We start from the raw sequence: 12,896 nt of genomic DNA on the forward strand, positions 1-12,896 counted from the left end.
ATAGCCTTTTGTTCCTTTATTGCTCTTTGTTTCGCAACTTAAGGTTATAAAGGCAGGGCTATGTCATTTCAATTCACTATGTCATCTCATCTAGAAAGTCGAGCATCGCGTAAAGTTGTTATTTTTTTGCCTACCTGTTAAGTAATAAGCTGTTAAACAGCGGCTTGTTTAACAATTAGTGGGTAAACTAACTATTTGTTTGTAATAAATTGTTAATCATATCGACTGCGAGTAACCCTTTCCGTATAGTGTCCCAAATTTTCATACTACTTGGCTGTAAGGTGATTTAATGATTATCAGCTTGATTGCTGCGATGGCTATGGATCGAGTTATCGGTATGGAAAATGCCATGCCATGGACTTTGCCGGGTGATTTAGCCTGGTTTAAACGCAATACACTCGGAAAGCCGGTTGTAATGGGGCGAGTGACTTATGAATCGATTGGCCGTCCTTTGCCTGGGCGCCTGAATATCGTTATTAGCAGTCAACCTGCAAATGATGATCGGGTGACTTGGGTTAACTCTATCGAAGCCGCTTTAGCCGCCGTTGGCGATGTTAAAGAAGTGATGGTAATGGGAGGGGGAAAAATTTATGAGCAATTTATTCCTCTGGCTAATCGTATGTACCTGACTCACATTGATGCAGAAGTGATTGGTGACACGCATTTCCCTGATTATGAACCTGATGAATGGAATTCAACGTTTACCGAATATCACGATGCAGATGAAAACAATTCCCATGGCTATTGTTTTGAAATTCTGGAACGCCGAGAGTGAGTTTATCTTACGTGCGGAGTGCCTTGGGGCACTCCAGTGTCACCGGCAGGTTTATTATTTATCAGACTTATGATTTGAGTAATGATTCTTGGCTGAAATATTGTTTATCTTCCCAACGAAGCAGGGTTAATTTACCTCCCCAACAGCACCCCGTATCTAAGGCGTAGATACCAGAAGGTGTGCCTTGACCTTCCAGAGCTGCCCAGTGACCAAAGGCGATTGAATAGTCTTCAGGAATGCTGCGTGGTAATTCAAACCAGGGTTTGAGTGGAGCAGGTGCATTTTCCGGTTTAGATTTACAATTCATATCCAATTGACCATTTGGAAAACAATAACGCATTCTGGTCAAAGCATTGGTACTGTAACGCAATCGAGCAAGTCCGCTTAACTCTGGCGTCCAATTGTTCGGCATATCCCCATACATTTCATTGAGAAACAAAGGATAACTGTCGCTGCGAAGAATAGCTTCCACTTCACGGGCACATATTTTGGCTGTTTCCAGATCCCATTGTGGGGTTAGCCCGGCATGTGCCATGACGAGTTTCAGTTCTTCATCGATTTGCAGCATTGGCTGTTTTCTTAACCAATTTATTAATTCATCGACATCCGGTGCTGCGAGTAATTCATCCAGCAAATCTTTCGGTTTATTGCGGCTGATTTTAGCGTAAACCGCTAACAGATGCAGATCGTGATTGCCCAATACCAGTTTTACTGCGGAGCCGAGTTGCTTAATGTAGCGAAGGACTGCCAGTGAATCAGGGCCACGAGCGATCAGATCGCCGGTCAACCATAAAGTGTCTTCACTGGAATTAAAATCGACTTGTTCTAACAAGGCGCGAAGTTCACGATAACAGCCGTGAATATCGCCAATAAGGTATGTAGCCATAATTAATTTATCAGTGTTGGAATAGCCAGCCGGAACACCGGAATGGCGACACGGAATGGACGACCATCGTGATCGATCATGTTATAGTGGCCTTCCATTGTCCCCAGAGGTGTTTCTAAAATAGCGCCACTGCTGTAGCGATATTCTGTTCCCGGTGGGATCAAAGGTTGTTTTCCCACAACCCCTTCACCCTGAACTTCGGTTTGGTTACCATCACTGTTGGTAATGCGCCAGTAACGGCTAATAAGTTGCACAGGGGAATGCCCAAGATTACGAATTGATACAGTATAAGCAAACACAAAACGTTGTTGTTCCGGCTGTGATTGACTTTCTATGTAAGTACTTTGTACTTGAATATGAATTCTTGGTTCATTGAGCATAGGTACCTCCTGTTGCTGCAACGCCTGTTTATTTGTTTAGGCAATTTCAGGTTGAGATGATAACCAGTTCGCCATCTTACAGTATTGCTCGACAGAGATGTTTTCAGCCCGCGTGTTTGGATCAATACCCAATTCAGTTAACTGTTCAACAGAAAAAATATTCCCAAGGCTATTGCGGATCGTTTTTCTCCGTTGGTTAAATGCCTGAGTTGTGATCCGGGCTAACATGCGAATGTCTTGAACAGGGTAAGGCATACTCTTGTGTGGGATCAAACGCACAATAGCAGAATCCACTTTGGGCGCGGGTGTAAATGCCGTTGGCGGTACTTCAAGCACAGGTATCACCTGACAGTAGTATTGCGCCATCACACTTAAGCGTCCATAGGCTTTACTGTCAGGCCCCGCGACAAGGCGATTCACAACTTCTTTCTGCAACATAAAGCTCATATCAGCGATAGCATCAGTATAGCTAAAAAGATGGAACATTAACGGCGTAGAGATGTTATAAGGCAAGTTACCAAATACACGCAAGGGTTGCCCATGTTCTTTAGCAATCTGACCAAAATCAACGGTCATCGCATCTTGTTGAATGATTGTTAGCTTATCTTTCAGTTTGGGGTGGACGTGCAGACGAGCCGCTAAATCACGGTCAAGCTCGACGACAGTCATCTTATCCATGCGTTCACCCACGGGTTCTGTCAATGCTCCCAGACCTGGGCCGATTTCCACGATGGCTTGGCCAGCCTGTGGGTTCATCGCATTGACAATGCTATCAATAATAAATTGATCGGTTAAAAAGTTTTGCCCGAAACGTTTACGGGCATGGTGCCCTTGATGGACTTTGTTATTCATTACTGTTTTGTATCATTTTAATTGCTAGATTCAATGCGGTGATAAAACTACCCACATCAGCTTGACCTGTCCCCGCCAGCTCCAGTGCTGTGCCATGATCGACAGAAGTTCGGATAAATGGCAGCCCTAACGTAATATTTACGGCTCTGCCAAAACCTTGGTATTTTAACACGGGTAACCCTTGATCGTGATACATCGAAAGCACGGCATCAGCATGATCTAAATATTTGGGTTGGAACAGGGTATCCGCAGGTAATGGACCTTCCAACCATATCCCTTCCGCTCTCAGACTATCTAAGGCAGGAATGATGATATCTATTTCTTCATGTCCCATATGCCCACCTTCACCGGCATGAGGATTCAGGCCGCAAACATAGATATGGGGACGGGGAATACCGAATTTGGTTTTTAGATCATGATTGAGAATGGTGATAACTTCCCGCAGGGAATCAAACGTAATTGCTTTAGGGACATCCAGAATCGGCAGGTGCGTGGTTGCCAGCGCTACCCGTAGCTCTTCCGTTGCCAACATCATGACCACCCTTGAGCATTGGCTGTGGTCAGCAAAAAACTCAGTATGTCCAGTAAAAGCCACGCCTGCATCATTAATGACACCTTTATGTACAGGTCCTGTTACCAGTGCAGAAAACTCCCCACTTAGGCAACCATCGCAAGCTCTTGCTAAAGTTTCCGTGACGTAAGTACCGTTTTTCCGGTTTAATTCCCCTGCAATCGTCGGGGAGTGGAGGTTAACGGGCAGGATGGTTAGGGTTCCGGCTGCCTGTGATGAAGAAATATGTTCTGGAGAATAAGTTTGCAGTTGCAGGGGTAAATTCAGTTGCTTAGCTCGGGAAAGCATCAGCTCTGGATCAGCACAGACAACCAGTTGGCTAGGCCACTCTTTTTGAGCCAAGGCAATGACTAAGTCAGGGCCAACCCCGGCTGGTTCGCCGGGGGTAATGACGATGGGTTTATTATTGTGCATTGCTACCATCTAAAATTTTCACATAAGCAGAGGCGCGTAATTCCTGCATCCAGTTTTGTGCCTCTTCATTAAATTTACGGTTAAACAGCAGGCGGTAGGCGCGATCTTTCTGTGCAGCGTCTGTTCTGTCAACTTTGCGGCTATCCAGCAGTTGGATTAAGTGCCAGCCGAAAGAGGAGTGAACAGGCTGGCTGATCTCACCTTTTTGCAACGTCATCAACGCATCACGGAAAGCAGGATCGTAAGCGCTCGGCAAATTCCAACCCAGTTCTCCACCACGCATGGCTGAACCTGGATCTTCAGAATGTGCTTTTGCGGCTTCTTCGAATGAGGTTTTGCCACTTAAGATCTCTTCTCTGAGTTTCATCAACTCGTTGCGTGCCTGTTCATCATTCATAATAGGTGATGTTTTCAGCAGAATATGACGAGCATTCACTTCAGTGACGGCAATAGACGTCTGACCACCACGGATATCATTCACTTTCAGAATGTGAAAGCCAACGCCGGAACGAATTGGGCCAATAATCTGTCCCTTATGAGCAGATTGAAGCTGTGCAGCAAACAGGGGGCGCAATTCTTGCAGTTTGCTCCAACCCATATTTCCCCCTTTCAGGGCTTCGGGATCACTGGAATAGGAGAGCGCTAATTTGCCGAAATCGACACCATTGTGGAGTTCAGATAAGATTTTTTTAATCGTGGTTGCCGCTTTTTCTACCTGCTCCTGGCTTGGGTTTTCCGACAGAGGGATCAGGATCTGGCTGAGATTTATCTCAGAGTCCTGACTGTTTTGGTTGCTGATTTGATTAGCCAGTGAATCAACTTCCTGTGGCAGGATAGTAATGCGGCGGCGTACCTCATTGTTACGTACTTCTGCAATCATCATTTCCTTGCGGATCCGATTACGGTAAGTATCAATGCTCATTCCCTCTGCGATCAGATTTTGTTTTAACTGGGCAAGGCTCAAGTGGTTTTGAGCCGCAATATTCGTGATCGCAGAATCTAAGGCTTGATCAGGGATAGTTAGCTGCATCCGGTTTGCCATTTGCAGAACAATATCATCCATAATCAGGCGCTCAAGGATTTGGTGACGCAATGTTTTTTCATCCGGTAATTGCTGGCCTGCATGTTTTGCATTGAGTTTAACGGATTGTAAAAGGCTGTTAACGTCACTTTCCAGTACGACATCATTGTTAACAACGGCAGCAACCTTATTCAGCTCTTGTGGAGCCGCCATTGCGACAGAGTTTACTGAAAACATCAATCCGAAAATGAGCGATTTCCAGTTCTTCATACGTTTCCCATCATATCAATCCCGCCTTGGCGGGGTTATTTTGTTTACATTGCGTTTATCGGCATCAGAATGCACGTTGGTATGGAAGAATACCTTGCTCCAACATTTTCTGACTCCCTAAACTATGATTGTTACTTAAGCCACGAAGTTCAACATTGAATGACCATTTGTTGTCATATTGACTGCTGTCGAAGCGCCAGTCGGTGATCTTGCGTTCATAACCTACACTGACTGCCCAGCAGCAAGTGTTGTATTGCAAACCGACCATTTGGGTTGCAGGCTGTTTCTCTTTGGTATCGTAGTAATAAGCCCCGACAAACGCCCAACGATCTGACAACGGCCAACTTGCTACCATACCAATCTGAGAAATTCCTTGTTGGTAAGCGGGTGCGCCCCCCTTGAGTGTGGCTTGAATATAATTGCGATCAACAAAACGGTAGCTTAACTGCAACATGCGGTCAGCGTCACGACGGTATTCCATGATGGCATTACCCATAGTGAAGTCGTCCAGACGATTGTCATATTGCAACCCGCCTTTGATGCCCCAGGAATCATTGATTCTCCAGTGTACATCTCCAGCCCAGGTTGTCGCCCCCGTTCCTTTTTTGTTCCCAATGATATCCTTACTACCTAAGACAGAGTCAGTATCTTCGGTACGTGGACGTTCAAAATGGTAAATTTGACCTACGGACAGGCTAAAACGTTCAACTAAATCTTCATCATAAATACGGGTAGTCACACCAGCGGTAAATTGATTAGCAGACGAAACACGGTCTAACCCACTGTAGAAGCGATCTCGGAACAATCCAGTATAATCCGATTGTAGCAGAGAAGAATCAAAGTTATTGATGTTGTTTTGATTCTTATAAGGCACATAGAGATATTGAACGCGCGGTTCCAGCGTCTGGGTGAAGCCTTGGTTAAAATACATAGCGCGTTCAAACACCATCTTCGCATCTGATTTAAACACCGGCAGAATACGGTTTACCGAACTTTCCAATGCAGGTATCTCAGTGTTGGATTTAGTTGTTTCAGTAAGATCCTGTTGATAATGGGTTGCCATCAACTTAAATTCATTATTGATGCTCGCCCAGCCATTGGAGAGTGGTAAGTTAATGGAAGGTTCCAGGTGCCAGCGTGTTCCATCTGGCCACTGATTACCAACACTGGTAAATTTGGCCACCTGAGCGTAAGTACGAAAATCAAACGGTCCCAAATCATTTTTATAGTAGTTGAGATCTAACTGAGGCGCTGTTCGGTAAGCTTTTCCTCTATCACTAGGGGTAAAGATTTGGAACTGTTTGGTTGTAAGTGTGGCATTCCAGTTTTGTTGGGCATAGCCAATACTGAATTTCTGAGTAGCATAGCCATCGGTGCTGGAACCGTATTGTGAACTGAAGTCATTGAAATAGTTCGGATCACTGACTTTGGTATAATCAGCACTGAAACGCCAAACCTGATTCATGACACCACTGTGATTCCAGTAGAACAACCAGCGGCTGTTGCTATCCCGCTCAGGTCTGGCCTTGAGCCTTTTATCCTCTTTATACAGACGATCCTGATCAATCCAATCCAGCGCAACTGTACCGGTCCCCGCTTTGGTGAGATAACGGAATTCATTATCGAGCTTCAAACCCCGCATCGTGATGAGATGAGGAGTAATCGTGGCATCATAGTTAGGGGCAATGTTCCAGTAGTATGGCAGCAGAAATTGGAAGCCATCTTTGTTGGAAAAACTGGCATTTGGAATTAAGAAACCAGAACGACGTTTATTACCGATAGGTAATTGCAAATATGGTGTATAAAATACCGGCACATTGGCAACGCGAAAACGGGCATTCCAGATTTCGGCGACTTCTTCTTCACGGTCAAGAATGACTTCAGAACCCACGACACTCCAGCTGTCATTACCGGGCAGGCAAGAAGTGAATATCCCATTATTCATGATGGTATAGCGGTTCTCATCACGCAGCATCATCTTATCTGCGCTGCCACGTCCTTGACGACCAACCAACTGATACTTACCTTGTTCCACATCGGTATCTTTATTGTTCAGATTCGCCCAGGCGCGGGGTCCCTTCAAAATGATTTGAGGGTCATCATAGCTGACATTACCCACTGCGGTAACAGTGCGCACAGGTTCTTTATCCTGCTTTTGTGTCTGTTCGAGCCGAACTTTATCGGCTATCAGTGTTTTATTTCCCTGTTGGATATTTACATTGCCAATGAACTCAGCCGCATTGGGGTATTCACCGTGAGAATCATCGGACTGAATATAGACTGGCAGTTTATTAGGATCGCCTGTGATAATCGGCTTATCGTAGACAGGTACACCCAGCATACATTGTGCTGCAAGGTCAGCATGAGCTTGCTGACTATAAAGTGCTGCCCATACCATTGTGGCCAGCAGGGTAGGATAACATTTATTCATAGATGTTTATGCGGTTCCGTCATCAGTGGCATCGTGCCGGCAAACGCTCAGAGACTAACGTAGTTGAGAGATATGCGCCAGAGTAAAGTTTAACTTTGCTAATCTTGTTGTTAGGCACAGAGCTTAATGGATAGTATGATAATGCAAAATTGCGCTCAGAGCATTGGGGAATTGACGACTATATGCAGTATTGGGGAAAATTATTCGGATTGATATTTGGGATTGCATCTGGTGCGGGTTTTTGGGGGATTGTGATTGGCTTAGTGCTTGGTCACATCCTTGACAAAATCAGGATGCAGAAATTGGGTGGGACGACGAAAGGCCCAACCCGACAGGCGCTGTTTTTTCGCAGTACTTTTCAAGTATTGGGGCATTTAACCAAAGCAAAAGGTCGGGTAACAGAAACGGATATCCAGCTCGCCACCCAATTGATGAACAGAATGCAACTGCATGGTGAGGCACGGCTTTCCGCGCAGCAGGCGTTTCGTGAAGGCAAACAATCCCAATTTCCTTTGCGTAAAACAATGCAACAATTACGCCGTGCTTGCTTCGGTCGTTCTGACCTGATCCGCATGTTCCTGGAAATTCAGTTACAAGCAGCATTTGCTGATGGCGAACTGCATCCCAATGAAAGAAAAGTTCTGTTTGTCATTGCCGAAGAATTAGGTATTTCCCGTATTCAATTTGAACAATTCCTTGCCATGATGGAAGGCGGACGCCATTTCAATGGACAATACCAGCAGTATGGGCGCCATCAAGGTCGTGAACAGCAGCGTGCAACATTGGAAGATGCTTGTAAGGTATTGGGTGTCAATAAACAGGATGATGCGACCACCATTAAGCGAGCTTATCGAAAACTGATGAGTGAGCATCATCCCGATAAACTGGTGGCAAAAGGTTTACCACCAGAAATGATGGAACTGGCGAAACAAAAGACGCAGTCCATCCAGTCGGCTTACGATTTGATTAAAAAGGAGCGGGGCTTTAAATAGCGCTCATTAAAATTCGGCTTTACACTCAAAATGCATGGGGGTGCCATAAGCCGGATGAGTAATAAAGAGTTCTTGAGCATGTAATTGTAGGCGAGGCGCCATTTCCCTTGCCTGCGTATGAGCATAGAACTTATCTCCCAGAATGGGATGCTCTAGTGCCAGCATATGCACACGAAGTTGATGAGAACGTCCTGTGATTGGTGCGAGCCTGACGCGCGTTGCCTGGCCCTCATATTCCAGTACCTGATACTCAGTTTGTGCGGATTTGCCTGTTTCAAAACAGACTTTTTGTTTCGGGCGATTCGGCCAGTCGCAGATTAAGGGCAGATCCACTAAGCCTTTTTCCGGCTCCAGCTTTCCCCACACCCGCGCGATATAGATTTTTTTCGGCTCACGCTCACGGAACTGGCGTTTCAACTCACGCTCGGCGGCTTTTGTCAGCGCCACGACCATAATACCGCTGGTGGCCATATCCAATCGATGGACTGATTCGGCGGCCGGAAATTCAGCTTGTATCCGCGTCATGATACTGTCCTTGTGCTCTTCTGCTTTACCCGGCACAGAGAGCAATCCACTGGGTTTGTTGACAACCATAATGTGCTCGTCCTGATACAGCACATATAACCAAGGATCTGTCGGGGGATTATAAGACTCCAGCATAGTGGCTCCAATGGGTCGGAAAAAATTGGTTTCCCCAGGGGCATTTTGCGGAAAATGCCCCTGAGTTTACCGAGTGACAGGTTATTGATGTCTGCTTATTGGTGAGAAATAACCACCAAACGAATCGCATCCAGACGCCAGTTGGCCTGATCAAGATTGAGCAGCAGATGCTTATGCTCGGAGCTAATCGCTTCCAGCTCATCATCACGGATATTCGGGTTAACCGCTTTCAGGGCTTCCAGACGTGACAACTCAGCCGACAGCGCTTCATCTGCTTCTTTCTTCGCTTTTTCAATTAACGCCCGTGCTTGCTCTTCGATCAGAGGCTCCGATTGTTGCAAGATAGCATGAACCTCTTTCTGTACCGCATTAACCAGCTTGCTGGCGTTATGGCGGTTAATCGCGTTTAGCTGACGGTTGAAGCTTTCAAACTCAACCTGAGGCGCCAGATTGGTGCCTTTCAGATCCAACAAAAGGCGCACTGGCGTTGGTGGCAAGAAACGGGTCAATTGCAGGTGCTTCGGTGCTTGGGCTTCAACAACGTAAATCAACTCAACCAGCAGCGTCCCAACGGGCAGCGCTTTGTTTTTCAGGATGGAAACGGCACAGCTTCCCGTATCTCCCGACAGGATTAAATCCAGGCCATTGCGAATGATTGGGTGTTCCCAGCTCAGGAACTGAGTATCTTCGCGGGAGAGGGCTTTTTCGCGGTCAAACGTAATCGAGCAGCCATCTTTGGGTAATCCAGGGAAATCAGGTACCAGCATATGATCGGATGGATGCAAGGCAATAATATTGTCGCAGCGATCTTCCTGATTGATACCAATGATATCAAACAAATTCAGGGCAAAATTCACCAGATCCGTGTCGTTATCTTGCGCAGCAATCTTTTCTGCCAGCTTCTGGCCTTGCTCGCCACCGTTGGAATTCATCTCCAGCAGACGGTCACGTCCTTGTTCCAATTGCTGTTTAAGTTTCTCATGATGCCCGCGACATTCGGTAATAAACTCACTGAAGCCAGTTTGTTCATTAGGTTTAGCCAGGAAATTGAGCAGGTTTTCATAATACTTGTCATAGATGGCGCGGCCTGTTGGACAAGTATGCTCAAAGGCATCCAGCCCTTCGTGATACCAGCTCAGGAGAATGGATTGCGCCGTATTTTCCAGATAAGGCACACTGATTTTGATATTACGATTTTGCCCGATACGATCCAGACGACCGATACGCTGCTCCAGTAAATCAGGGTTGAATGGCAAATCAAACATGACAAGCTGATTGGCAAACTGGAAGTTACGTCCTTCTGAGCCAATTTCAGAACAAAGCAGCACTTGTGCGCCTTCTTCCTCAGAAGCGAAGTAAGCGGCGGCACGGTCACGCTCCAGCAAAGACAAGCCTTCGTGGAACACAGCACTGCGAATGCCTTCGCGTTCACGCAAAACTTGTTCCAGTTGCAGTGCCGTTTCTGCTTTGGCACAGATCACCAGTACTTTCTCATCGCGGTTTGCCATCAAGAAACCCATCAGCCATTCTACGCGGGGATCGAAATTCCACCATGTGGCATTTTCCCCTTCGAATTCCTGATAAATCCGCTCAGGATAGAGCATATCTTTGGCGCGAGACTCCACTGTCTTTTTGGCACCCATGATTTCAGAAACCTTGATTGCCGTCTGATATTGGGCCGGCAATGGTAACTTGATCTCGTGCAATTCACGATGTGGGAAACCTTTCACACCACCACGGGTGTTACGGAAAAGCAGGCGGCTGGTGCCGTGACGATCCATCAACATAGTGATCAGTTCGCGGCGCGCATCTTCGCTCTCCCCATCCTGATTGCTGTTTGCGGCTTTCAGCAGAGGTTCGATATCCTGTTCGCTGATCAGTTCGACAATGGCATTTTGCTGGTCATTGTTCAGGGTGTTACCGGATAACAGCAACGTCACAGCATCTGCGACAGGGCGGTATTTCTGTTGTTCATCAAGAAAAGCCTGATAATCGTGGAAACGATTTGGGTCCAGCAGGCGCAGGCGGGCAAAGTGGCTTTCTTGCCCCAACTGCTCTGGTGTTGCCGTTAACAATAGGACGGACGGGATTTGTTCTGCCAATTGTTCGATAACTTGATATTCGCGGCTTGGCGATTTTTCACTCCACGCCAGGTGGTGAGCTTCATCCACCACCATCAAATCCCAGCTTGCTTCCAGCAGAAGCTCAAAACGTTGCTTATTGCGGCGAACAAAATCTAAGGAACAGATAATCAACTGTTCGGTTTCGAATGGATTATCGCTGTCATGCAGTGCTTCGCTATAGCGGTCATCATCAAACAGCGAAAAACGCAGATTGAAACGGCGCAGCATTTCCACCAGCCATTGGTGTTGCAAGCTATCTGGCACAATAACTAACACACGTTCAGCCCGTCCGGCCATTAATTGCTGATGGATAATCATCCCGGCTTCAATGGTTTTCCCCAGGCCGACTTCATCTGCCAGTAATACACGTGGTGCGTGGCGTTTACCCACTTCATTGGCGATGTGTAACTGGTGAGGGATCAAACTGGCACGGATGCCACGCAGCCCACTTTCTGCCAAACGGAACTGTTCGCTTTGGTGCTTACGGGCGCGAAAACGCAACGCAAAGCGATCCATGCGGTCAATTTGACCTGCAAACAAGCGATCCTGTGGTTTGTTAAACGTCAGCTTGCTATCCAAAAAAACTTCCCGCAAGCAGATATTTTCTTCTTCCGTATCCAGACGTGTACCAACATAGATCAGCAGGCCATTATCTTGTTGGACATCATTAATCTTGAGTTTCCAGCCTTCGTGACTGGTTACGGTATCGTCCACATTAAACATAACGCGGGTGATGGGGGAATCATTGCGTGCGTAAAGGCGGTTTTCTCCGCTGGCAGGGAAGAGCAACGTTACCATGCGCGCATCAAGCGCCACGACTGTTCCTAATCCAAGTTCGCTTTCTGTATCGCTTATCCAGCGTTGACCAAGAGTAAATGGCATAAATTTTGGCTCAGTTTTCTGTTAGACAATATTATTTATGGTTGCAGGATGGCTGCTTTTGTTGGATATCGATCGTTATTAGTTATCGATAGGGATAGTTTTCAATTGCATTTTACAACCCCTGATTTTTGATAAAAGGATCGTAAAAGTACAATGGCCCATTAGAGGGGCGATATGTTAATTGAAGCTGAGCAAGCCGTCACCTGCAAAAATATCCATTATTCGAAAGAGATGCTCATTTGCCCTGTCAGCAGAGGCATAAAGTCATCTTGAACAAATGGCGGCATCGATTGTGCGAACCAGATGATTTTGTGGCGCGAGGTCATCGAGTGAGCGTGTTTCAGAGGGAAAACGTCTGGAGAGGGGGTATTCTTACTATGGCGGCAAGCTCCATTGGGTGAACGGGATCTGATTAAATCAAAGTGCCGGAAAAAAATCAGCACCTTGTCAGTAATCTGAGCATATATACGCATTAAACTTCAAGTTGCCATTGACAACACGCTATGAAACCTGATTTCTCCCCGCTTTGCGCTGAGGAATCCCCAGAAAATAGACAAGCATAGCGTTGTGTGATCTACTGATTGTTCCACCAAGTCAATAGGGTCACTGCTATGCCTGCACGTCAAGTATGCCATAACT

The 12,896-nt window shown here is 46.3% G+C and carries 11 protein-coding genes; 2 read left to right on the forward strand and 9 right to left on the reverse strand.

Going from position 1 to position 12,896, the window contains the following annotated elements:
* Positions 1-289: 289 nt before the first annotated feature.
* Positions 290-775 carry a type 3 dihydrofolate reductase gene (gene folA / locus IQ211_RS15545; protein WP_189760858.1) on the forward strand — a complete coding sequence of 162 codons (486 nt, stop codon included), beginning with the start codon at positions 290-292 and terminating at the stop codon, positions 773-775.
* Positions 776-842: 67 nt separating this feature from the next.
* On the opposite strand, the gene apaH is transcribed toward folA, so the two are convergent.
* From apaH to lptD, 6 genes are all read right to left on the reverse strand, one after another.
* Positions 843-1,661, reverse strand: a complete 819-nt coding sequence (gene apaH / locus IQ211_RS15550; RefSeq protein ID WP_189760857.1) for a bis(5'-nucleosyl)-tetraphosphatase (symmetrical) ApaH — start codon at positions 1,659-1,661, stop codon at positions 843-845.
* Between the two features lie 2 nt (positions 1,662-1,663).
* Positions 1,664-2,041: a Co2+/Mg2+ efflux protein ApaG gene (gene apaG, locus IQ211_RS15555; RefSeq protein ID WP_189760856.1), complete on the reverse strand. Its 378-nt coding sequence runs from the start codon at positions 2,039-2,041 to the stop codon at positions 1,664-1,666.
* A 36-nt stretch (positions 2,042-2,077) separates the two neighbouring features.
* On the reverse strand, positions 2,078-2,893 hold the full coding sequence (rsmA, locus tag IQ211_RS15560) for a 16S rRNA (adenine(1518)-N(6)/adenine(1519)-N(6))-dimethyltransferase RsmA (RefSeq protein WP_189760855.1): 816 nt from the start codon (positions 2,891-2,893) through the stop codon (positions 2,078-2,080).
* Complete coding sequence (gene pdxA, locus IQ211_RS15565; RefSeq protein WP_189760854.1) at positions 2,886-3,878, reverse strand: 4-hydroxythreonine-4-phosphate dehydrogenase PdxA; 993 nt, start codon at positions 3,876-3,878, stop codon at positions 2,886-2,888. The genes rsmA and pdxA overlap by 8 nt, the downstream gene beginning before the upstream one ends.
* Positions 3,868-5,169: a peptidylprolyl isomerase SurA gene (gene surA / locus IQ211_RS15570; protein ID WP_189760853.1), complete on the reverse strand. Its 1,302-nt coding sequence runs from the start codon at positions 5,167-5,169 to the stop codon at positions 3,868-3,870. The genes pdxA and surA overlap by 11 nt, the downstream gene beginning before the upstream one ends.
* A 64-nt stretch (positions 5,170-5,233) precedes the next feature.
* Positions 5,234-7,600: an LPS assembly protein LptD gene (lptD, locus tag IQ211_RS15575; protein WP_189760852.1), complete on the reverse strand. Its 2,367-nt coding sequence runs from the start codon at positions 7,598-7,600 to the stop codon at positions 5,234-5,236.
* A 182-nt stretch (positions 7,601-7,782) separates the two neighbouring features.
* On the opposite strand from lptD, the gene djlA reads away from it, so the two are divergent.
* A complete protein-coding gene (gene djlA / locus IQ211_RS15580) occupies positions 7,783-8,592 on the forward strand; it encodes a co-chaperone DjlA (RefSeq protein WP_189760859.1) in 810 nt (269 codons plus the stop codon).
* Positions 8,593-8,598: 6 nt separating this feature from the next.
* Here djlA and rluA read toward each other — a convergent pair whose 3' ends face one another.
* The 3 genes from rluA to IQ211_RS15595 form a co-directional block, all read right to left on the reverse strand.
* Entirely contained in the window at positions 8,599-9,252 is a 654-nt protein-coding gene (gene rluA, locus IQ211_RS15585) for a bifunctional tRNA pseudouridine(32) synthase/23S rRNA pseudouridine(746) synthase RluA (protein WP_189760851.1), read from the reverse strand.
* Positions 9,253-9,347: 95 nt separating this feature from the next.
* Complete coding sequence (rapA, locus tag IQ211_RS15590; RefSeq protein WP_189760850.1) at positions 9,348-12,257, reverse strand: RNA polymerase-associated protein RapA; 2,910 nt, start codon at positions 12,255-12,257, stop codon at positions 9,348-9,350.
* A gap of 218 nt (positions 12,258-12,475) precedes the next feature.
* Positions 12,476-12,730, reverse strand: a complete 255-nt coding sequence (locus IQ211_RS15595; protein WP_189760860.1) for a hypothetical protein — start codon at positions 12,728-12,730, stop codon at positions 12,476-12,478.
* Positions 12,731-12,896: the final 166 nt, after the last annotated feature.

Origin of the sequence: Xenorhabdus griffiniae, from assembly GCF_015163655.1 — a bacterium.
In the GTDB taxonomy this organism is placed as follows: Bacteria; Pseudomonadota; Gammaproteobacteria; order Enterobacterales; family Enterobacteriaceae; genus Xenorhabdus; species Xenorhabdus griffiniae.

Coding starts and splice junctions, on each gene's coding strand:
- rapA (WP_189760850.1), bottom strand. CDS start 12,257: ATGCCATTTACTCTTGGTCAACGCTGGATAAGCGATACAGAAAGCGAA.
- djlA (WP_189760859.1), top strand. CDS start 7,783: ATGCAGTATTGGGGAAAATTATTCGGATTGATATTTGGGATTGCATCT.
- folA (WP_189760858.1), top strand. CDS start 290: ATGATTATCAGCTTGATTGCTGCGATGGCTATGGATCGAGTTATCGGT.
- IQ211_RS15595 (WP_189760860.1), bottom strand. CDS start 12,730: ATGCGTATATATGCTCAGATTACTGACAAGGTGCTGATTTTTTTCCGG.
- rluA (WP_189760851.1), bottom strand. CDS start 9,252: ATGCTGGAGTCTTATAATCCCCCGACAGATCCTTGGTTATATGTGCTG.
- pdxA (WP_189760854.1), bottom strand. CDS start 3,878: ATGCACAATAATAAACCCATCGTCATTACCCCCGGCGAACCAGCCGGG.
- lptD (WP_189760852.1), bottom strand. CDS start 7,600: ATGAATAAATGTTATCCTACCCTGCTGGCCACAATGGTATGGGCAGCA.
- rsmA (WP_189760855.1), bottom strand. CDS start 2,893: ATGAATAACAAAGTCCATCAAGGGCACCATGCCCGTAAACGTTTCGGG.
- apaG (WP_189760856.1), bottom strand. CDS start 2,041: ATGCTCAATGAACCAAGAATTCATATTCAAGTACAAAGTACTTACATA.
- apaH (WP_189760857.1), bottom strand. CDS start 1,661: ATGGCTACATACCTTATTGGCGATATTCACGGCTGTTATCGTGAACTT.
- surA (WP_189760853.1), bottom strand. CDS start 5,169: ATGAAGAACTGGAAATCGCTCATTTTCGGATTGATGTTTTCAGTAAAC.